Below are 20,891 nucleotides of genomic sequence, written 5' to 3'. Positions count from 1 at the left end.
CGGCGAGACGCCGAGCCCGGGCGGAGGGCTAGGCTCCGCCGCCGACGGTGGCCTGCCCGTCCTCGTCCGTGGTCGGCCCGGGAACGCCCGGCCCGGGCTCGCCGTCCTCCTCGACGGGGGCGGCGGGCGCGAGCGAGGCGAGTTCCCCGGTGTCGCCGAGGCGGAGCAGGAAGGGGCGCTGCGGGGTGTAGCGGATGACGGTGACCGAGCACGGGGACACGGAGATCCGCTGGAAGAGGTCGAGGTGCGCGCCGAGCGCGTCGGCGACGATCGACTTGATGATGTCGCCGTGGGAGCACATGAGGTAGTGGGCGTCCCCGTCGTGCTCCGCGTCGAGCCGGGCGTTCCACTCGCGCACCGCCTCGACGGCGCGGTGCTGCATGGCGCGCATCGACTCCCCGCCGGGGAAGGCGGCGGCGGAGGGGTGCTGCTGCACGGTGCCCATCAGGGGCTCCCCGGACAGTTCGGCGAGTTTGCGTCCGCTCCAGTCGCCGTAGTCGCACTCGGTGATCCGCTCCTCGATGTGCGAGCGCAGCTCCGGGCGGGCGGCGAGCAGCGGTGCGACGGTCTCCCGGCAGCGCTGGAGCGGGCTGCTCACCACGGCGGTGAGCGGCAGCTCGCGCAGCCGGCCGGGGAGCGCCCCGGCCTGCTCCCGTCCGTGTTCGTCCAGCGCGACACCGGGCGTCCTGCCCGCGAGGAGCCCCTCGGTGTTGGCGGTGGACCGTCCGTGCCGCAGAAGGATGAGCGTGGCCATGGCCGCCAGCCTAGGCCAGCGGCCGGGTCACCGGGATCCCGGTTGTGTGACGAGCGGATCGCGGCAGAATGCTGAGCGTGGCCGTGGAGATCTCGCTGTACCGGGACGGGCGCCGCGTCGAGGCCCCGCCGGAGGCCGGGGGCGGCGCGCGCGAGGCGCTGGCCCGCGCGCGGGAGGAGGAGGGCGCCTTCGTGTGGGTCGGCGTACGGGCGCCCACCGAGGCGGAGTTCGCGCGGGTGACCGACGGTTTCGGGCTGCACCCGCTGGCGGTGGAGGACGCGCTCCGCGCCCATCAGCGGCCGAAACTGGAGGTGTATCCGGACTCGCTGTTCCTGGTCCTGAAGCCGATGGTCTACGACGCGGAGCGGGCCTCCACGGCGGTGGGTGAGCTGATGCTCTTCGCCGGGGACTCCTTCGTGGTCAGCGTGGTGCACGGGCCCGCGGACCCGGTGACCCCGGCGCGGGATCGGCTGGAGGCCGATCCCGCGACCCTGCGGCAGGGGCCGACCGCGGTGCTGCACGCCGCGAGCGACGCCGTCGTCGACCACTACCTGGAGGTGGTGGCCGACCTCCAGGACGCGCTGGACGGTCTGGAGGAGGCGGTGTTCGCGCCGGCCGGGGCGGCGGCGGGCGGCGCCACCGCGAGCCGGATCTACGCGTTCAAGCGTCAGGTGCTGGAGTTCCGCCGCGCGACCAGCCCGCTCACCGGGCCGATGACCCGACTGGCCGGGGCGGGGGTGCCGTTCGTGCACGCGGACTCCCGCCCGTTCTTCCGCGACGTGGGCGATCACCTCACCCGCGTCAACGACCAGGTGGAGAGCGTGGACCGGCTGCTCTCCGACATCCTCGCCGCCTACCTCGCGCAGGTGGGCGTGCGGCAGAACGACGACATGCGGAAGATCTCCGCCTGGGCCGCCATGTTCGCGATCCCGACGGCCATCGCCGGGGTGTACGGGATGAACTTCCGGCACATGCCCGAACTCGACACGGTCTGGGGGTACCCGGTGGTGCTGGCGGTGATAGCGACCGCCTGCCTGGCGCTGTTCCGGATCTTCAAGAAGCGCGGCTGGCTCTGAGGAACGGCCCCACCGCCCCCACCGGGCCCGCTCCCCGGCGGGTCCGGTGGGGCCCGGGCGGCGGCGTCAGGCGAACTCGGGGGCGGCGCTGGCCGGTTCGCCCAGCGCGTTGCGGTGACGCGGCATCCGCAGCCGGACCATCCGGCGCCAGCCACCGAGGCGTTCGTACACGTACCGGCCGTGGATGCCCAGTGCCAGCAGCGCCGCCTTCGGCCGCGACCAGCCCAGCACCCGCCCCATGCGGGACATCACCCCCAGGCTCACGTCCCGGTAGACGCGGACCTCGGCCAGCGCGCTGCGGTGCAGCAGCTCCCGGATCCGCGGGCCGTGCCCGGCCCGGGCCAGCCGCAACAACTCCTCGTTGCAGTAGGCGAGATGGCTGTCCTCGTCGCTGGAGATCATCTTCACCGCGCGGCCGACGTCCTCCCGGTCCCCGAAGAGCTTGCGCAGCATCACCATCTCCTCCGAGGCCCGCTGCTCGGTGACCCTGCTGTGCGCCAGGTACTCCAGGACGTCGTCCTCGGTCAGCCGCTGGGAGCCGCGCAGCCGCTCGTGGGCCAGTCCGATGCCGAGCCCCTCCAGCAGCATGGTGTAGTCCACGTCCTCCGGGACCTCCATCGGCTCCAGCCCCCGCTTGCGCAGCAGGGCCTGGAAGATCCGGCCGTGCTTGTCCTCGTCGGCCCCGTGCCGGGCCACCTTGGGGACGAGTTCGCTGTGGCCCTCCGGGACCAGCGCGGCGATCCGGGCGTTCTCCCAGCCGCCCTGCGCCTCCCCGCTGGCGGCGATGGAGCAGAAGAGCCGGAAGGACTCGTCGTTGTCGAGGATCTGCTGGAACAGACTCTTGGCCGAGAGCATCGCTGCCACCTCCGTATCCCGACGTCCGGATCCGACGTCCGCGGACCCCGAGTCAAGTACCGGCCCGGCCTGGCGGCAACAGCGAACGGACCGGCGCGGGGCACCGCGCCCGGCCCGGGACGGGCACCGGCCCGGCCCGGCCCCGGGGTCCGGCCGCGGCCGAACTCCCCTGCGCACCGGCGGGTTCGCGGAGGACGCCGCGAGGTGGGGCCGCGCCTTCGGCGCCGTCCGGCGGCCTCCGGGAGCCGCGCCGCCCTCCCTAGGCCGAACGGAGGACGGGCGGGCGCCGGACTCCGCCGCGGTCTCCCGCGCGAGGACGACGGACGGCGACGTCCCCGGCCGGGTCCGGGCCCGGGACGGAAACCGCGGAGGACGCCCGGGGAACGGCGTTCGCGACGGCCCCGGGAGCACGGCGGCCGGCGGTCCCGGGACGGCGGCGGCCCGGCGGCCGGGAGGACCGCGGCCCGGACCACCCGGACCACCCGGCCCGCCCGGGCTACTCGGCCAGCCCGGCCAGCTCCAGCGCCCGCACCCCGGCGCGCAGTCCGGCCAGCCGCTCATCGAGGGTGAAGCCGGAGGGCACCAGGGTCAGCGTGGTGACCCCGGCGTCGGCGTACGCCCGCATGCGGTCGGCCATCCGCTCCACCGGGCCGAGCAGCGTGGTCGAGTCGATGAGCTGCTGGGGAACCGCGGCGGCGGCGCCGTCCTTGTCACCCGCCAGGTACTTGTCCTGGATCTCGGCGGCTTCCTTCTCGTACCCCATGCGCCGCGCGAGGCTGTTGTAGAAGTTCTGCTTCCGGCTGCCCATACCGCCGACGTACAGCGCGGTGTAGGGGCGGAAGGTGTCGGCGAGCGCGGGGATGTCCTCGCCGAGGGCGAGGGGCACGGTCGGGCAGACGTCGAAGCCCTCGAAGGGCTTGCCCGCGTCCTCGCGTCCGGCGCGCAGGTGCCGCAGGGTGGTCTCCTCGGCGTGCTCGGGCGAGTAGAAGAGCACCAGCGCGCCGTCCGCGATCTCGCCGGTCTGGCGGAGGTTCTTCGGGCCGATCGCCGCGACGTACAGCGGGATCTCCTCGCGCACCGGGTGGACGGTCAGCTTGAGCGGCTTGCCCGGGCCGTCCGGCAGCGGCAGCGTCCAGTGCGCGCCCGCGTGGCGGAGGCGTTCGCGGGCCATGGCCTTGCGGACGATCTCCACGTACTCGCGGGTGCGGGCGAGCGGCTTGTCGAACCTGACGCCGTACCACCCCTCGGAGACCTGCGGTCCGGAGACGCCGAGCCCGAGCCGGAAGCGGCCGCCGGTGAGCGAGTCGAGGGTGGCGGCGGTCATCGCGGTCATCGCCGGGGTACGGGCGGGGATCTGGAAGATCGCCGAGCCGACGTCGATCCGCTCGGTCTGGGCGGCCACCCAGGAGAGCACCGTCGGCGCGTCCGAGCCGTACGCCTCGGCGGCCCAGCAGACCGCGTACCCCAGCCGGTCCGCCTCCTGGGCGACGGCCAGGTTGTCCGCGTCCATTCCCGCACCCCAGTACCCCAGGTTGATGCCGAGCCGCATGGCGCTCCCCTTACTGATCAGTAACGTCCTTGTCCCTCGGACTGTATCGGCCCGCCACCAGTACGCTCAACGGCCATGGAGCCAAGGCACCTGGGCCGGACGGGCCTGCGCGTATCCGAGATAGGACTCGGCACCCTCGGCTGGGGCGGGAACGTCCAGGAACGCGACGCGGCCGATCAGCTCAAGACGTTCTGGGAGGCGGGCGGCACACTCGTGGACACCGCCGACGTCTACGCCGACGGCGGTGCCGAGTACCTCATCGGACGGCTGCTGGACGGTCTGGTGCCGCGCCGCGACCTGGTGCTGGCCACCAAGGCGGGCAGCGTGCCCGACCCCGACCGCAGGTTCGACTGCTCCCGCGGGCACCTGCTGGCCGCGCTCGACGCCTCACTTGAGCGGTTGGGCACCGACTACGTCGACCTTTGGCAGGTGCACGCCTTCGACCCCGGCACCCCCCTGGAGGAGACGCTCCAGGCGCTCGACATCGCGATCAGCACCGGCCGCGTCCGCTACGCCGGGGTGTCCAACTACTCCGGCTGGCAACTCGCCAAGGCCGCCACCTGGCAGCTCGCGGCGCCGGGCGCGCGCACCCCGCTCGCCGGGATGCAGATGGAGTACTCGCTACTGCAACGCGGCGTCGAACGCGAGGTGCTGCCCGCCGCGCTCGACCTCGGCGTCGGCCTGCTGCCCTCCTCACCGCTGGGCCGAGGGGTGCTCACCGGGAAGTACCGCGGCGGCCTCCCCGAGGACTCGCGCGGGGGCGACGAACGGCTCGCCCCCTTCGTCGCCCCCTACCTGGACGAGACGGCGGACCGGATCGTGGACGCGCTGACCACCGCCGCCGACGGCCTGGCCCTCCCCCCGCTCCAGGTCGCGCTCGCCTGGGTCCGCGACCGGCCCGGGGTGGCCGCGCCGATCGTCGGGGCACGCACCGCGCGGCAGCTCAGCGAGGCGCTGTCAGTGGTCGGACTTATCCTCCCTCAGGAGATCAGCCGGGCCCTCGACGATGTCTCGGCCCCGGTGCACCGCTACCCCGACCACGACTGGAGCGAGCTGTGACGCACGACAAGGCAGCCGAACTCCGCGCGGCCGTCAAGGCCGTGGAGAGCGGCGAACGCTCCGCCGCCTCCTTCTACGCCGCCCCCACACCCGCCACGCGCCCGGCCCCGCCTGGCCCCGCGGCTCCCTCCGCGCCCTCGATGGTTCCGGGCGCGGGCGCCCCGCCCCGGAACACCCCGGTCCCCGCCGGGCTGCCCGGCGTCCTCACGGCCGGCGGCGCCCCCGAGGCGCTGGCCGCACCGGCGGCCGAGGCGCTGGGCGAGGGTGCTGCCGAGGCGCTGCGCGCCGACCCCTGGCTGCTGCTCGGTGTGGAGGGCGTGCGGCCCGAGCAGGCCGACACCTTCGCCCGCGCCCTGCTCGGCCCGGAGTGCGGACCGGACGATCCGCGCCGGGGGCGGGCCCTGGTCGGCTGGCTGCTGGAGAGCGCCGCGCTGGCCGGGCACACGGCGCTCGCCCCACCCGCCCTCTCCGAGGGGCTGGCGGAACACGCGGTGCCGGATCCGGAGGAGGCGGTGCGTCAGGCGGTCGAGGACGGCACGCTCCTGGTCTTCGAGGACGCGCTCGACGCCGGGCCCACCGCGCGGGATCTGCCCGCCGGTCCGGGCGAGGCGGAGGAGGCCGAGGAGCGTCCGGTGCGGCTGCTGATGGGCCTCGACCGGTTCGCGCTCGCGGAGGAGAGCCTGGCCGACGGGCTCGCCCGGCTGCTCGGCACCCGCCCGCCCACCGGTGCCCCGGCGGACCCACCCTGGCCGGACGACGGCAGCGCCGTGGGCGCGGCCGGTGTGCCGCCCGAGCGGTGGGCGGAGGCCGCCGCCGCGGCGCCCTCCCCGTCCGCCGCCGAACTCGTCCGCGCGGCCGCCGAGCACGGGCTGGTGGCACACACCGGCGGCGAGGCCGCGCGCGCCGAACCCGCCGCGCTGGTCGCCTCCGCCCGGCGACTGGGCCTGCGGGCGTACGCCACCACGCACTCCGAGGCCGGCCGCGCCGCCCTCAGCGCCCTTGTCGCCCCCGGACCGGCCGGGCCGGGCGGCCCGCCGGAGGGCCCCGTCGGCTCCCCGGAGTCCGCCAACTCCCCCGAGTCCGGCGCCGGTGCCCCGGTGCTCACCCTCGCGGAGCTGCTCGGCGGCCAGGGCCCAGACCGTACGGAGGACGGCTCCTGGGCCCTGGACCTGCTCGTGGTCTGTGACGCCCCGCAGCTCGACGCGGAGTCGGCGGCCGCGCTCGTCGAGTCGCTGCCGGACGGCGCGCGGCTGGTACTCAGCGGGGATCCCCATCTGCTGCCGTCAGCGGGCGCCGGGCGGGTGTTCGCGGACCTGCTGGCCGCGCGGTCCTGCCCGCACGTCGTCTCCCGTACGCCGGACCCCGGGCCGATCGGTGAGCTGGTCTCCGGCGTCGGCGAGGGCGAACTCGCCGCGGTGGACGCGCCGGGCAAGGAGGTCGTGATCGTGCCGGTGCGGGACGCCGGGGAGGCGGTGCACCGCACCGTCCAGCTCGTTGCCGACTCGGTGCCCCGCGCTCTCGGGGTGCCCGCCGAGCAGACCCAGGTGATCACCCCGCGGCACGGCGGCCCGGCCGGGACCCGCGCGCTCAACGCGGCGCTCAAGGAGCGACTCAACCCGGGTCCCGGCGCGTTCGGCGGCTTCGACCCGGGCGACCGGATCGCCCACTCCCCCGCCCCCGGCCGGACCACGCTCGGCAGCGTGGTCTCCGGCGGGCCCGACGGCCTCCAGCTGGATTGCGCGGGACACCGGGTGGAGGTGCCACCGGAGCGCGTCGGCGCCGTCCTGCGGCACGGCTGGGCGATCACCGCCCATCAGGCGGCCGGAGCCCGCTGGCCGGCCGCCGTCGTGGTTCTCCCCGGCGACGCGACGGACGCGCTGCACCGGGCGTGGGTGTACACGGCGTTCGGCCGGGGCGAGCGGCACCTCTCGGTGGTACACGGAGCGGAGGACGCGCTGCCGCGCGCGGTCGCCACCCGCCCCGCGCCCGAACGCACCACCCGGCTGCGAACGCTGCTGGCCCAGGCCACCCGGGCCACGGTCACCGCCGGGTCCTGACGCCCGCCGCGGGGCACCGGCCGCCCCCTCGCCACCACCGGCGCCCGCACGCCGGCGGCGGGGCACCGCCGACACCGAGGGCAAGCGCCCCGCACAGCCCCGTGCCCCCGTGCGGGCGGCACGGGGGCACGCTGCCGGGGCCTCGCCCCGATACCGGCCGTCCGTCCCACGGCGGGACCGCGGCGGGACTCAGTCGGGCACGCGCGCGTTGGGGGGCGCGCCGCCCTCGTTCCCCTCCGGCTCCGCTTCCAGTTCGTCCTCGTCGAAGACCGAGCTGACGTCGAACCGGCAGATCACCTGCTCCGGATCGGCCTGCTCGAACGGGGCGGCCAGCCACTCACCGGGCTCGCTCAGCTCCTCCCCCGCCGCCACCCAGAGCGTGGAGTCACCCTCCTCCAGACCGAACTCCCTGTGCCGGGTGGCGATCTCGTCCGCCTCGTACTCCCCGAAGAGCACGCCCAGCGCGGCATGCACGCTGCTGCCGGCCGTGGAGCCGTCGATCTCGTCGGCGGACTCCGGGTCCAGCTCGGTGACCCGCCGGGCCTGGGACAGCAACCGGTGCGGTTCGACGATCTGGTAGTCCCGCCGGATGAGGACCGTCAGCGCGCTCGGCACGTCGGGACCCGCGTAGGCGGGCATGGAGTCGCTGCCGGGGATCTCGAACGGGGTGACCTCGTCATAGACCTCGTACAGCAGCTCGTCATACGTCTCACCCGCCGCGGCCAGCTCATCGAACGCGGCATAGACGGCGTCGTCGCCGTCAGCGGCCCCCTCGGCCCGTCGCTCGACCGCTTCCAGGTGCCGGTCCAGAGCGGCTTTGACCGCCTCGGCGGCGGCGCGTACGTCGGCAGCGATGGGCTGCGCAGCATCAGACATACCGCAGACGCTATCCGCAGACGGGCACTGCCCGCACAATAGATGAGATGCCGGAATACGAATTTCGCGATGTGTACGTCCCTCGCGGCGTGTCCCGCAAGGCCGCGACCAAGCTGTTGACCGACCACGCCGAGTACGGGCACTGGGAGTTGGCCCGGATGCGGCTGTACCCGGACGGCAGCCGCAGGGTACGGCTGCGGCGCCGGATCATCCGACAGATGCAGGCGACCTGGTGACCCCCGCATGACAGGGAAACGGGGCGGAGCCCACTCTCGGCTCCGCCCCGCACTCCTGCCACACCGGCACCGCGTGTACGGAACATCGCTCCGGCACGGCACCACCCTCAGCCGCGCCGTGTACGCCCCCACCGGTAGAGGACGAAGCCGCTGGTCAGCAGGGCCGCGCTGAACGGTGCCAGCATTCCGGGACCGGCCCCGGTCTGCGCGAGCTGCCCCTCGGCGGGCTCCTCGGATGCCGCTGTCCGCTCCTCCGGCTGACCAGACTCGGCGAGCGCCGGCTCATGGGCCTGCGGGCGCTCCGCGGCGGGCCGCTCCGGAGCGGCCGGGTTCTCGACCGGCGTCTGTGCCCTCTCGGGGACCGAACCGCCCGGGATCGGTGCCTCCTCCGGCGAGCCCCGCTCCGCGTCGGGCTCCTCCTGCTCCGGCGCGGGCTCCTCGGCCTCCGGCTCGGGCTCCGGCTCGGGCTCCGGCTCGGGCTCCGCGGGCCGCTCGGGCTCGGGCTCCGGCTCCTCCTGCGGGGGCTGCTCGACCGCCCCCTCCGAGCCGTTGCCGCAGCTGTTGCCCACCGTGGCGTTACCGATCCCCGGCACGTTGACGCTGTTGCCGCAGATGTTCACCGGCACGTGCACCGGAACTTGCAGGTGGTTCCCGGCCAGGACCCCGGGGGAGTCACCGGACGCGCCGTCCGCCTCCGCCTCGGACCCCTCGCCGGTGGAGTCGCCGCTCGTGTTGCCGCACTTGTTGCCGATCGACGGGTTGAGCAGCCCGCCCACGTCGACGGTGTTGCCGCAGATACTCACCGGCACGTGCACCGGCACCTGTGAGGTGTTCCCCGCGAGCACGCCCGCCGAGTTCGCGGCGCCCCCCTGGGCACCCGAGTTCGCGGCCGCCGTACCGGCCGACATGGCCAGTACGCCACCCGCGGCGGCCACGGTGACCAGGCCCTTCCTTGTGACCTGTCGCATGGTTCGTTCCCCTGCCTCGCCCTCTGCGTACGAATGGACTGCGTACGAATGAACGGGGGCGGCGGACTGTGCCGACGCCCCCACCACATTGCCGAAGGCCCCGGAGCGCGGGGCACGCGCTCCGGGGCCGCTCGGGCTTACGTCCTCATCAGAGGAGGCTCAACGTCAGCTGACGTTGGCGCAGTTGTTACCGATGGCGGGGTTCAGCACACCGATGACGGAGATCGTGTTGCCACAGGCGTTGACCGGCACGTGCACCGGAACCTGAATGGTGTTGCCGGACACGACGCCCGGGGAGCCGACGGAGGCGCCGTTGGCACCGGAGTCGGCGACGGCCATGCCCGCGCCCGCGAGAACGAGACCGCCAGTGGCAGCCGCGGCAGCGACGACCTTCTTGATCATTATTCCTCCTTGTTGACAATGCGGTCCCAGCCACGGGCCGCACCACCTGTAACGAAGAAGGAGGAACCAGGCTACGAGCGGAGACGGACATTCACCCTTCCAGGTCCGCACGCACACGCTGTCGAATACGGCGATCCGGAATCGGCCGGGTCCCGCTCGTCCCGCCCACGCGGACCGAGCGGAACCGGTCGACTGCCGATCAGCACTGGTCGGGGAGGGTGATCAGCACTGGTCCAGGAAGCGGTCCAGGACGCGGGTGCCGAAGGCGAGCCCGTCCACCGGCACCCGCTCGTCGACCCCGTGGAACATCCCCGCGAAGTCCAGCTCGGGCGGGAGCTTCAGCGGCGCGAAACCGAAGCAGCGGATCCCCAGGTCGTCGAAGGACTTGGCGTCCGTGCCGCCGGAGAGCATGTACGGCACCGCCCGCGCCACCGGGTCCTCCGCCCGCAGTGAGGACTGCATCGCGTCCACCAGCGCACCGTCGAAGGTCGTCTCCAACGCCTTGTCCGCGTGCACGTCCTCCCGCCGCACCCGCGGGCCCAGCAGCCGGTCCAGGTCGGCGAGGAACTCCTCCTCGTGGCCCGGCAGGAAACGCCCATCCACGTGCGCCGTGGCCTGCCCGGGAATGACGTTGACCTTGTAGCCCGCCCCCAGCTGGGTCGGGGCCGCGGTGTTCTGCAACGTGGCGCCGATCAGCTTGGCGATCCCGCCGAGCTTCGCGAGCGTCTCCTCCATGTCCTCCGGGTCGAGTTCGGTGCCGAGCGCGTCGGACAGCTCGTCCAGGAAGGAACGCACCGTCTTGGTGACCCGCACCGGGAACTTGTGCCGCCCCAGCCGCCCCACCGCCTCGCAGAGTTCGGTGATCGCGTTGTCGTTGTTGGTCATCGACCCGTGTCCGGCGGTGCCGTCCACGGTCAGCCGCATCCAGTGCATGCCCTTCTGGGCGGTCTCGATCAGATACAGCCGCAGGTTCTCGTTGACGGTGAAGGAGAAGCCTCCGACCTCACCGATCGCCTCCGTCACGCCCTCGAACAGGTCGGCGTGCTGGTCCACCAGGTGCCGGGCGCCGTAGACCCCGCCCGCCTCCTCGTCGGCGAGGAAGGCCAGCACCACGTCGCGCGGTGGGCGCCGCCCGCCGCGCAGCCGCTCCCGGACGACGGCCAGCGTCATGGCGTCCATGTCCTTCATGTCGACCGCGCCCCGCCCCCAGACGCAGCCGTCCGCGATCTCCCCGGAGAAGGGGTGGTGCGTCCAGTCGTCCGCGTTGGCGGGCACCACGTCGGTGTGGCCGTGGATCAGCAGCGCGGGACGGGAGGGGTCCTCCCCCGCGATCCGCGCCACGGTGGACGCCCGGCCCGGACTCGACTCGATGACCTGCGGCTCCAGACCGACCTCCGCGAGCTTCTCCGCGACGTACTCCGCCGCCGCCCGCTCACCCGGCCCCTCGTTCCCCCCGTAGTTACTCGTATCGATCCGGATGAGGTCACGGCAGAGGTCGACGACCTCACTCTCCGCACTCACCGGTCCCGCACCGCCACCGGAAGACGCCGGGCTCGTCTGGCTCACGCTGCCTCCTCATATCGCTGGTGCGCCCATCCTCCCGCGCGCCGCTGCGCGCCCCAAGAGCAGGGTGATCGCCACCTCGAACCAGTGCTAAGGTTTGGGGGTCACGCGGGGTTCACCCCCGCGATCACCTTGTCGGGGTGGCGGAATGGCAGACGCGCTAGCTTGAGGTGCTAGTGCCCTTTACAGGGCGTGGGGGTTCAAGTCCCCCTCCCGACACAGCTCACATCCCCACGGGACCCTCAGTCACGTGGGGATTCTGTGTTTTCTGCGTTTCCTGCGTTTCCGGACCCGGAACCAGACGGGACCCCGCCGAGGACGGCGACGTTCGACGTGGTGACGGTGCGGGGAGTGATCGCCCGGCCGTGCGGCCACCGGAGGCTCACGTCCGGCCGAGCGGAAGAGGCCCGCTCACCTCCCCCTCCCTCGCCACCGCGTGCCGCGAGAAACTCGTGAAACCGGCGACGTGAGAATCTCTCCGCACACCGTCTCCGGCACACTCCGCCGTCACCGTGGCCATGGCCACGAGTACCCGCCCGGCCGGGCGCCCTGGCGGCCGGTTCCTGAATTCCCGTCTCGTCTGTCCGCTCCACTGAGGCTGTCCGGGACGGATAGCCGTCCCTTTTTCCATCAATGTGACTCTCGTACGGTTAACCAGCGGCTCGTCACGGAGTCGGGAAGGCGGTCAGGAAACGTGGACTTTCGTCAGCTCGAATACTTCCGGGCGGTCGTCGCGGCCGGCTCGGTTTCGCAGGCGGCCAAGAACCTCAACATGACGCAGCCGCCCGTGAGTCACGCGGTCGCCAAGCTCGAACGGGAGCTGGGGGTGCGCCTCCTGGAGCGGACAGCGAAGGGCGTGCACCCCACACGGGCGGGCCTCTACCTGCTCTCCCGGGGCGAGCGGATGGTCGCCGACCGGGACCGGGCGGTCGAGACGCTGCGGCTGATGGGCGAGGGCGTGGTGGGGGACCTGCAACTCGGCGTCGAGCCGATGGTGATCAACGAGCTGATCGCCGACGTCCTCGCGGAGTTCCTGGAGCAGGCGCCGGGCGCGCGGGTGAGCCTCACCGACGTCACGCCCGACGTCATCGTCCAGGGAGTGCGCGACGGCGAACTGGACATGGGCTGCGTGCCGTTCGGCCCGGAGCAGTTCGCCAGCTTCGTCACCGACGTCTGCGAGTGGTATCCGATCGCGCATATCGACATCAAACTCGCCGTACCACGGGACCGCGCGGGAGAGCGGCATCCAGACGGCGCCGGGTGGGGCCGCTGGGTACTGCCGCGCCGCATCCCGGCATTCACGGGTATGCCGGACGTCGTCGAGAAGGCCCTCGCGGAGGACGAGACGTTCGAGGTTCTTGAGGTCTCCACACCGCAGACCGCGATTTCGTTCGTCGCCGCCGGTCTTGGCGTGACCCCGGTAACGGAACGCATTGCCGGGCATCGCGACGAAATCGTCCTCCTCGACCCTCCGGAATGGCTGGCACCCATGAAAGCGACGCTTCTGTGGAAACGGAACAGTGAGATTACGCCGCTCATGGAGCGCTGGCTTCAGGCCACCCGGGAGGTGGCGCGACACCTTCGCCTGAAAAGCAGGTGACGTAGCCATACAAGAAACTATGGGACCCCCCAATGATCCGTGTATGGAAAGGCTCCAGAAAGCTCGGTGAGCGATAGGGAAAACCCGCCCTCCAACGTGTGATACACATCACACACCAGGGTGGACCACGGGGTTTCGAAAGAGTCGGGGGATTCGACAAAAGCCCAGGTGGCGGGCTGTTCTGAGGGACGCCTCCAGCTGGGTTGACATGGTGTGTGGGCTGTTCCCGGGCCGTCTCGGGAACAGCCCATATCTATTGCCTGAGCCACCTTCTCCGTGTCAGTCTTCCGGGCAATTCGGCACGCCGCGAGCATCTTCGTAAACGCCACGAGAGCACCCGGCGGGCGAGGAAACCCCTCGCCTCAGCGCATTCACATTCTCTCGGATACACACGGTTCCGGCTCTCTGGCTGGACGCGGCAGAACTCTCTCTCACTCCTTCGCACAGGACCATCCGCATCGATGAAATGGGGATCCCGTCATGACGGCGACACGTACGAATCAGTCGGCTCCGGAACCCACCGGCCGGGAACACATCCCCTTCACCGGGGATGAGTACCTCGCCAGCCTCGATGACGGCCGCGAGGTGTGGATCTACGGCGAGCGCGTGGAGAAGATCACCGAGCACCCGGCCTTCCGCAACTCGGCCCGCATGATCGCCCGCATGTACGACGCCCTGCACGACCCGGCCCGCAGGGAGGTCCTCACCGCCCCCACCGAATGGGGTGGCTTCACCCACCGCTTCTACCGCGCGCCACGGACCGTCGAGGAGCAGCTGGCCTCGCGTGACGCCATCGCGGAGTGGCAGAGGCTCGCCTGGGGCTGGATGGGCCGTTCGCCCGACTACAAGGGGTGCTTCCTGGGAACCCTCGGCGCCAACGCGGAGTTCTACCGCGGCTACGAGGACAACGCCCGTGCCTGGTACCGCAAGGCGCAGGAGAAGACGTACTACATCAACCACGCGATCATGAACCCGCCGGTCGACCGCGGGAAGGGCGCCGACGCCGGTCAGGACGTGTTCGTCCGCGTCACCAGGGAGACCGACGAGGGCTTCTACGTCAGCGGGGCCAAGGTGGTCGCCACCGGCTCGGCGCTCACCCACCACACCTTCGTCGGCCACGTCGGCCAGGTCGCCATCCAGGACCCCGCCTACTCGCCGGTGTTCATCACCCCGACGAACGCCCCGGGCGTCAAACTCCTCTGCCGCACCTCGAACGAGTACCGTGCGGCCGCCCTGGGCAGCCCCTTCGACTACCCGCTCTCCAGCCGTCTCGACGAGAACGACGCGATCCTGGTCCTCGACGACGTGTTCGTCCCCTGGGAGAACACGTTCATCTACAACGACCTTGAGCAGGCCAACAAGTACAACATCCAGTCCGGTTACCTGACGCGAGCCTCGATGCACGGCTGTACCCGGTTCGCCGTCAAGATGGACTTCCTGGTCGGCATGCTCTCCCGGGCACTCGACGTCACCGGTGCCGGCCAGTTCCACGGTGTGATGTCGCAACTCGGCGAGGTCATCGCCTGGCGCAGCACCTTCTGGGCGCTGTCCGACGCCATGGCCAAGAGCGCCGTGCCGTGGCGGAACGGCATGGTCCAGCCCGACGCCGAGGCCGCTGGCGCCTACCGGGTCATGAACCAGCTCGCCATGCCGAAGATCAAGAACATCATCGAGCAGGTCGTGGCCAGCGGCCTGATCTACCTCAACTCGCACGCCGGCGACTTCAGGGTCCCGGAGATCCGCGGCTACCTCGACACCTACCTGCGGGGCACCGGAGGCATCGAAGCCGAGGAGCGCGTCAAGGTCATGAAGATGCTCTGGGACGCCATCGGGACCGAGTTCGGCGCCCGCCACGAGCTGTACGAGATCAACTACATCGGCAGCAACGACGTCACCCGCCAGACCAACCTCTTCGGCGCGCGCGGCAGTGGCCTGCTCGACCGCTGCCGTGACTTCGCCCAGAGCGCGATGGACGAGTACGACCTGGACGGGTGGACCGTGCCCGACCTGGTGGGTCCCGATGACGTCAGCATCCTCAAGGCCTGACCCGCCCCTCACCACCGCACGGCATTCCCGCCCACACCATCGGAGGGACCCATGGCCACCGCCATCGACGCCGCCCACGTCACCTACGAGGCACCCGACCTGGAGGTCGCGGAGAAGTTCCTGACCGCCTTCGGCATGACCAGGGTCGCGGGCAGCGACGACCACACCCTGTACATGCGGGGGACGGGCACCCAGCACCACATCCACGTCACCCGCAAAGCCGACAGGCAGCGGTTCGTCGGCGCCTCCATCGAGGTCGCCACCCACGACGACCTCGTCGAACTCGCCGCGCTGCCCGGCTCCTCGCCGGTGCGGAGGTCGACGGAGCCCGGCGGCGGCGACGAGGTCGTGATGACGATGCCCGACGGCATCGAGATCCGCGCCATCCACGGCCGGGCGAAGGCCGAGCCGATCACCGGCCGCGCCCCCTTCGTCCCGAACAACATCCGTGACAAGAACCGGGTCAACGCGACGGTCCGCGTCGCCACGGCACCCGCCACCATCGCGCGCCTCGGCCACTTCGTCCTGCATGTCAGGAACCACGACGAGTCGATGGCCTGGCTCACCGATCGCTTCAACTTCCTTCCGTCGGACTACTTCCTGCCTCCGGGCCAGGACGGCCCCGTCGTGGGCACCTTCGTCCGCCTCGACCTCGGCGAACAGCTCGTCGACCACCACTTCCTGCTGGTCCTGGAGTCCGACTGGGTCGGCGTCCACCACAGCGCCTTCGAGGTCACCGACATGGACGCGGTCATGAGCTCCCACGACTACCTCCTGCGGGAGGGCTACACCCCGGACGTGGGAGTCGGCCGTCACCTCCTCGGCAGCCAGGTCTTCGACTACTGGAAGGACCCCTTCGGCTTCCGGATCGAGCACTACACCGACGGCGACGTAGTCGACGCGAACCACCGTCCCGGCAGGTTCAACGGCACCGCCAGCGAGACCACCCAGTGGGGTAGCCGGCCGCCTCTGGAGTTCTTCGCATGACCGGCATCGCCACGCCGTCGGACGCGCCGCTCGACGAGTCGGTACGCGGCACCCTGCTGCGCGTCGGCTCGGCCACCGTCGCCAACGTCCTGCTCAAGCGCGGCCTGCGCAACGTCCTGATGACCGGCGTCCGGCCGCTGGCCCCGGGGCAGCCGGCCATGGTCGGCCCCGCCTACACCCTGCGGTTCATCCCGGCCCGCGAGGACCTCGACAGCATGGCCACCTACCGCCGCGACGACAACCTCCACCGCCGGGCCATCGAGGAGTGCCCGCCGGGCGCCGTCCTGGTGATCGACGCGTTCGGCTCCACCGCCGCCTCCTCCATGGGCGACCTGATGGCCGCCCGCCTCCACCACCGCGGCGTGGCCGGCGCCGTCACCGACGGCGGGTACCGGGACTCGGCGGCCATCCGCGCCACCGGCCTGCCCTGCTACCAGCGGGACAACGCCCCCCGGGCGACCCCGGTCGCCCTGTGTCCCATCGCCCTCGACGAACCCGTCGGCTGTGGCGGAGTCGCCGTCTACCCCGGTGACGTCCTCCTCGGCGACAGCGACGGCGTCGTCGTCATCCCTCGCCACCTGGCCGCCGAAGCGGCCCAGGAGGCCCTTGACACCGAGCGGTTCGAGGAGTTCGCCGCGCTGCGCATCGCCGCCGGCCGCCCCATCCTCGGCCTCTTCCCCGCCACCCCCGAAAGCCGACAGGAATACGACGCGTGGGTGGCCGCGGGCCGCCCCGGACTGGAGTGAACGATGGACATCAACCCCGAGACCCTGGCGTCCCTCGAAGTCCTGATCCACCCGGACAACCTCGACGAGGACCGGTGGATCGACTACCCGGACTACGGCTTCCGCCAGTACTTCCTGCACAAGAACGCCGAGACCGGCGCCAGCATCGCCCTCCTCGAGTACGAGAGGGGCGGCACCATCCCCACCCGGCACACCCACGCCTCGAACCAGTTCATGTACTGCCTCGAAGGCGACTACGAGTACACCGACTCCGGTCTCCGGCTGCGCCCCGGTTCCTTCTACATGAACCCCAAGGACCACCCCCACGGCCCCACCCTGGCCCACGAGCCCAGCCGCCTCATCGAGATCTACGACGGTCCGCACTACTACGAGAAGCCCGAGTACCACACCGAGGAAACCATCGGCGACTTCCTCGCCAAGGACTGACGGGCACCGCCCTCCACCCGCTCCTCCCGGGCGTTCCCACCCTCCGCCCACCGACCACACCAGGAGAGATGATGTCCGAGGCCACCAAGCCCCTGTTCGACACCGCCTCGGTCCTGGCCACCCTCGGCCTCGACCACCCGCACTCCGGTACGTACGCGGACTCCCTCGGCTGGGGCCCAGTCGAGGGCCGACCGGTCATCGAGGCGGTGTGCCCAGCCGACGGCGAGATCGTCGGCCGGATCTCCGCCTCCGACGCCGCTGACTACGAGGCCCTCGTCTCGGCCGCCGTGGAGCGTCAGAAGAGCTGGCGTGCGGTGCCCGCGCCGAGGCGCGGCGAGTTCGTGCGCCGCATCGGCCAGCTCATCGAGGAGAACCTCGACGACCTCGCCGCGATCGTCTGCCTGGACACCGGCAAGTCGATCATGGAGGCCAGGGGTGAACTCCGCGAAGCGGTCGACATGTCCACTCTGGCCGCCGGTCAGGCCCGCATGATGTACGGCTTCACCCAGCAGTCCCAGCGGGTCGACCACCGCATGTACGACCAGTGGCTGCCGCTCGGCGTCGTCGGCCTGATCAGCGCGTACAACTTCCCCGCCGCCGTCTGGGCGCAGAACGGGTTCCTGTCCGCGATCGCCGGCAACACGGTGATCTGGAAGCCCAGCCCGAAGGTCCCCCTGACCGCCGTCGCCATCCAGAAGATCGTCAACCGGGCGGCCGCTGAGACGGACTCGCGGGGCGTCTTCTCCCTCTTCATCCCCGACGACGACACCCTCGCGGAGAGGCTGGTCGCGGACGCCCGCGTCGACATGGTCTCCTTCACCGGCTCCACCCGGGTCGGCAGGAAGGTCGCCGAGATCGTCGGCTCCACCCTCGGCCGCCGTTACCAGCTGGAGTGCTCGGGCAACAACGGCTGCCTCGTCGACGAGACGGCCGACCTCGAACTCGCCGCGAAAGCACTCACGTTCGGCGTCGTCGGCACCACCGGCCAGCGCTGCACCAGTACCCGCCGCGTCATCGCCCACCACAGCATCGCCGACCGGCTGGTCGAGCTGATGAAGCGGTCCTTCGACCAGATAGCCGTCGGCGACCCGCGTGACCCGGGCACCGTCGTCGGCCCGCTCATCGACCGGCGGGCCGTGGAGGACTTCCGGAACGTCCTCGCCCAGGCGGAGAAGGACGGTGCCACCGTCGTCCACGGCGGCGGGGTCATCGACCGCCCCGGTCTGTACGTCGAGCCGACCATCGTCACCGGCGTCCAGCCGCACTTCGCCATCGCCCAGGAGGAGACCTTCGTCCCGATCGTCTCCGTCCTGACCTACGAGGACCTCGACGAGGCCATCGCCATCCACAACGACGTAGCCCAGGGGCTGGCGTCGGGGATGCACAGCACCAACGTCACCCACATCGAGACGTTCCTGTCGGCCCGCGGCAGTGACTGCGGCATCGTCCGCGTCAACATGGGGACCACCGGCGCCGACGTCGGCTCCGCCTTCGGCGGTGAGAAGGAGACCGGCGGCGGCCGCACGGCCGGTTCCGACGCCTGGAAGGGCTTCGCCCGCCGCCAGAGCGTCTGCGTGAACTGGGGCGGAACCTCCGCCTGGGACAGCCGCATCAGCCTCTGACGCTGAGCACCCGCGGAAGTCCCCGACGCCTCCCACGAGAAAGCACCGCACCATGAAGAAGCAGCGAATCCAGTCCGCCGCCGTCCGCGAACCGGCCGACGGGATGTGGTCCAACTGTCTCCGCGTCGACGGCCAGATCTTCGTCTCGGGCATGACCGCACGCGGCGACGACGGTGAGACCGTCCTCGGCGACACCGCGTACGAGCAGGCCAGGACCGTCTTCCAGAAGATCAGGGACCTCGTCGAGGCGGCGGACGCCGCGATGGACGACGTGGTCAAGATGACGATCTTCGTCACCGACATGAGCGACAACCACCTGGTCTGGAAGGCCCGCCGGGAGTTCTTCACGGGCGACTTCCCCGCCTGCTCCCTGGTCGAGGTCGCCGCCCTCGCCAAGCCCGAACTCCTCGTCGAGATCGAGGCCGTCGCCGTAGCGGGCTGTAGCCGCGGCTGACGAACGGTCAGTCGCAGCGGGCCGGCCGGCCCGGCCACGGACCTTGACCGCGGGCACCCACCCCACCCGCGGGCTCCCCCAAGGGTTCTCAACGACAGGACACACACCGTGACTCCACACACCAGCACTCCCGGCCCCGCCCCCGCCGGGCCGGCCGACTCCTCCCTGGCCGCCGCGGCCGAGGACCACGCACTGGTCAGCGTGCCCGAGGCCGAGCGCCGCAGCGGCTACCAACTGGCCCTCAGCCCCGTCAGTGTCGCCACCGCGCTCGTCGTCTTCGCCATCGCCGGCTTCACCGTGGTCCTCGCCGGTTTCACCGTCGGCATGATCGTCGGTGTTCTGGTAGCGGTGCTCGGCGTCGCCCTCGGCAAGGCGCTCGGACGGATGGCCCACGCCACCGGGATGTCGTCCACGCTCACCTCCCGGTTCTTCGGATTCGGCTTCAAGGGCTCGGCGATCGGCTCCGTCATCTTCGTCTTCATGATCCTGGGCTTCCTCGCCATGGAGTCCGCGCTGCTCTACCAGGGCACCCTCCTCATGTTCGACGTGCCCGACTCATGGACCTGGCGCATCCTCCTCTACGGACTCATGACCCTGGCGTGGATCGCGCTGGCCATCTTCGGACTCAAGCTCGCCCTGCGCGCCACCGGCGCCCTCACCGCCATCACCCTCCTCGTCACGATCTACATGATCATCGACATCTACGTCGTGCAGGGCGCCAGCCCGATGGACGTCTTCACCTACGAGGGGGTGGTCCCGGGGGGCCTGTGGGCCAGGTACGAGTCCGCGATATCGGTGATGGGCGCCACCGCCGGCACCATCGCCCTGGTCACCACCGACTTCGCCCGCTACTGCCGCACCCGCCGCGACGTGACCGTCCTGGCCGTGGCCGGACCGGTCACCCAGAACATCGTGATGACCGTGCTCGGCTCCCTCGTCATGATCGGCGGCATGCCCCGCGTCGTCGACCACCTGATGGCCGAGAACGCGGGCATGACCCGCGAGGCCGCCACCGCCAGCGGAAACGCCTTCGTCATGGAGAACACCGGCGCCTTCTTCGTCATCTTCGCGGCCTGGATAGGCTTCGTCACCATCTACGCCGCACAGGCTAAGGCCCAGGCCATCAACGCCTATTCGGGCTCCCTGTCACTGGTCAACCTCATCGACGCCCTCACCGGACGCAAGCCCGGCCGGGCTTCCATGGTGATCGTCGGAAACCTCATCGCCCTCGCCATGATCGCCGCCGGTATCCTCGGCAAGTTCAGCGAGTACCTCGCCTACCTCGGCGCGATGACCCTCGGTATGTGCGGCGTCATGATCGCCGACTACTACCTGGTCCGCCGGACCCGCTTCGACAGCGCCACCCACCGCGTGGAGAACTGGAACTGGGCCGGAGTGCTCACCCTCCTCATATCCGCCGCCGTCGGCGTCGTCCTGATGGCCACCGACGTCTTCGCGCTCGGCTTCCTCATCTCCCTCGTGCTGGCCATCGTCCTCTACCCGGTGCTGCGCGCATGGCTACCCGAAGGCACCGCGACCACCTTCGCCACCGGCGGCGAAGCGCGCACCGAAGCGCACTGACCCGGGCCGGGAGCCGTCCGCCCGCCGACTCCCG

General features: G+C 71.5%; 19 protein-coding genes and 1 tRNA gene. 13 read left to right on the top strand and 7 right to left on the bottom strand.

The genetic code is table 11. From position 1 onward, the window contains the following. Positions 1-28 precede the first annotated feature (28 nt). Positions 29-754, bottom strand: coding sequence for a histidine phosphatase family protein (locus E0L36_RS07095; RefSeq protein WP_180927950.1), 726 nt, complete (start codon positions 752-754; stop codon positions 29-31). Positions 755-822: 68 nt separating this feature from the next. Between E0L36_RS07095 and E0L36_RS07090 the strand changes: the two genes are divergently transcribed. After that, positions 823-1,830 carry a magnesium and cobalt transport protein CorA gene (locus tag E0L36_RS07090; RefSeq protein ID WP_180927949.1) on the top strand — a complete coding sequence of 336 codons (1,008 nt, stop codon included), beginning with the start codon at positions 823-825 and terminating at the stop codon, positions 1,828-1,830. 66 nt (positions 1,831-1,896) lie between these two features. On the opposite strand, the gene E0L36_RS07085 is transcribed toward E0L36_RS07090, so the two are convergent. Next, positions 1,897-2,685 carry a ferritin-like domain-containing protein gene (locus tag E0L36_RS07085; RefSeq protein WP_180928660.1) on the bottom strand — a complete coding sequence of 263 codons (789 nt, stop codon included), beginning with the start codon at positions 2,683-2,685 and terminating at the stop codon, positions 1,897-1,899. A gap of 496 nt (positions 2,686-3,181) precedes the next feature. Beyond that, positions 3,182-4,234, bottom strand: coding sequence for an LLM class F420-dependent oxidoreductase (locus tag E0L36_RS07080; RefSeq protein ID WP_180927948.1), 1,053 nt, complete (start codon positions 4,232-4,234; stop codon positions 3,182-3,184). Positions 4,235-4,309: 75 nt separating this feature from the next. On the opposite strand from E0L36_RS07080, the gene E0L36_RS07075 reads away from it, so the two are divergent. Next, positions 4,310-5,293 carry an aldo/keto reductase gene (locus E0L36_RS07075; RefSeq protein WP_180927947.1) on the top strand — a complete coding sequence of 328 codons (984 nt, stop codon included), beginning with the start codon at positions 4,310-4,312 and terminating at the stop codon, positions 5,291-5,293. Continuing rightward, positions 5,290-7,350 (top strand): helix-hairpin-helix domain-containing protein, encoded by a 2,061-nt coding sequence (locus tag E0L36_RS07070; protein ID WP_180927946.1) that lies wholly within the window; start codon positions 5,290-5,292, stop codon positions 7,348-7,350. The genes E0L36_RS07075 and E0L36_RS07070 overlap by 4 nt, the downstream gene beginning before the upstream one ends. 189 nt (positions 7,351-7,539) lie before the next feature. On the opposite strand, the gene E0L36_RS07065 is transcribed toward E0L36_RS07070, so the two are convergent. Next, positions 7,540-8,226, bottom strand: a complete 687-nt coding sequence (locus tag E0L36_RS07065) for a hypothetical protein (RefSeq protein ID WP_180927945.1) — start codon at positions 8,224-8,226, stop codon at positions 7,540-7,542. 47 nt (positions 8,227-8,273) lie between these two features. Here E0L36_RS07065 and E0L36_RS07060 point away from each other — a divergent pair, with 47 nt between their 5' ends. Continuing rightward, positions 8,274-8,462, top strand: coding sequence for a DUF5703 family protein (locus E0L36_RS07060; RefSeq protein WP_180927944.1), 189 nt, complete (start codon positions 8,274-8,276; stop codon positions 8,460-8,462). 107 nt (positions 8,463-8,569) lie between these two features. Here E0L36_RS07060 and E0L36_RS07055 read toward each other — a convergent pair whose 3' ends face one another. The 3 genes from E0L36_RS07055 to E0L36_RS07045 form a co-directional block, all read right to left on the bottom strand. After that, positions 8,570-9,430 carry a chaplin gene (locus tag E0L36_RS07055; protein WP_180927943.1) on the bottom strand — a complete coding sequence of 287 codons (861 nt, stop codon included), beginning with the start codon at positions 9,428-9,430 and terminating at the stop codon, positions 8,570-8,572. A gap of 165 nt (positions 9,431-9,595) precedes the next feature. After that, positions 9,596-9,832, bottom strand: a complete 237-nt coding sequence (locus E0L36_RS07050; RefSeq protein WP_180927942.1) for a chaplin — start codon at positions 9,830-9,832, stop codon at positions 9,596-9,598. Positions 9,833-10,054: 222 nt separating this feature from the next. Further along, positions 10,055-11,398: a M20/M25/M40 family metallo-hydrolase gene (locus tag E0L36_RS07045; protein ID WP_180927941.1), complete on the bottom strand. Its 1,344-nt coding sequence runs from the start codon at positions 11,396-11,398 to the stop codon at positions 10,055-10,057. A gap of 131 nt (positions 11,399-11,529) precedes the next feature. On the opposite strand from E0L36_RS07045, the gene E0L36_RS07040 reads away from it, so the two are divergent. The 9 genes from E0L36_RS07040 (at position 11,530) to E0L36_RS07000 (ending at position 20,857) form a co-directional block, all read left to right on the top strand. Further along, positions 11,530-11,614, top strand: a tRNA-Leu gene (locus tag E0L36_RS07040). A 475-nt stretch (positions 11,615-12,089) separates the two neighbouring features. Beyond that, positions 12,090-12,995 (top strand): LysR family transcriptional regulator, encoded by a 906-nt coding sequence (locus E0L36_RS07035; RefSeq protein ID WP_180927940.1) that lies wholly within the window; start codon positions 12,090-12,092, stop codon positions 12,993-12,995. Between the two features lie 480 nt (positions 12,996-13,475). After that, positions 13,476-15,041, top strand: a complete 1,566-nt coding sequence (locus E0L36_RS07030) for a 4-hydroxyphenylacetate 3-hydroxylase N-terminal domain-containing protein (RefSeq protein ID WP_180927939.1) — start codon at positions 13,476-13,478, stop codon at positions 15,039-15,041. Positions 15,042-15,092: 51 nt separating this feature from the next. Then, positions 15,093-16,028, top strand: a complete 936-nt coding sequence (locus E0L36_RS07025; protein ID WP_180927938.1) for a VOC family protein — start codon at positions 15,093-15,095, stop codon at positions 16,026-16,028. Next, positions 16,025-16,774: a dimethylmenaquinone methyltransferase gene (locus E0L36_RS07020; protein WP_180927937.1), complete on the top strand. Its 750-nt coding sequence runs from the start codon at positions 16,025-16,027 to the stop codon at positions 16,772-16,774. Before E0L36_RS07025 ends, E0L36_RS07020 begins: the two co-directional genes overlap by 4 nt. Positions 16,775-16,777: 3 nt before the next feature. Then, positions 16,778-17,200 carry a cupin domain-containing protein gene (locus E0L36_RS07015; protein ID WP_180927936.1) on the top strand — a complete coding sequence of 141 codons (423 nt, stop codon included), beginning with the start codon at positions 16,778-16,780 and terminating at the stop codon, positions 17,198-17,200. A 71-nt stretch (positions 17,201-17,271) separates the two neighbouring features. Further along, positions 17,272-18,822: an aldehyde dehydrogenase family protein gene (locus E0L36_RS07010; RefSeq protein ID WP_258015928.1), complete on the top strand. Its 1,551-nt coding sequence runs from the start codon at positions 17,272-17,274 to the stop codon at positions 18,820-18,822. 52 nt (positions 18,823-18,874) lie between these two features. Beyond that, a complete protein-coding gene (locus E0L36_RS07005) occupies positions 18,875-19,276 on the top strand; it encodes a RidA family protein (RefSeq protein WP_180927934.1) in 402 nt (133 codons plus the stop codon). Between the two features lie 108 nt (positions 19,277-19,384). Beyond that, positions 19,385-20,857 (top strand): hypothetical protein, encoded by a 1,473-nt coding sequence (locus tag E0L36_RS07000; RefSeq protein ID WP_308416657.1) that lies wholly within the window; start codon positions 19,385-19,387, stop codon positions 20,855-20,857. The last annotated feature ends 34 nt before the right edge of the window (positions 20,858-20,891 follow it).

Origin of the sequence: Streptomyces sp. AJS327 (assembly GCF_013450295.1) — a bacterium.
In the GTDB taxonomy this organism is placed as follows: domain Bacteria; phylum Actinomycetota; class Actinomycetes; order Streptomycetales; family Streptomycetaceae; genus Streptomyces.
Note: the sequence above shows the minus strand (reverse complement) of the source record. Positions and strands in the feature narration are given on the sequence as shown.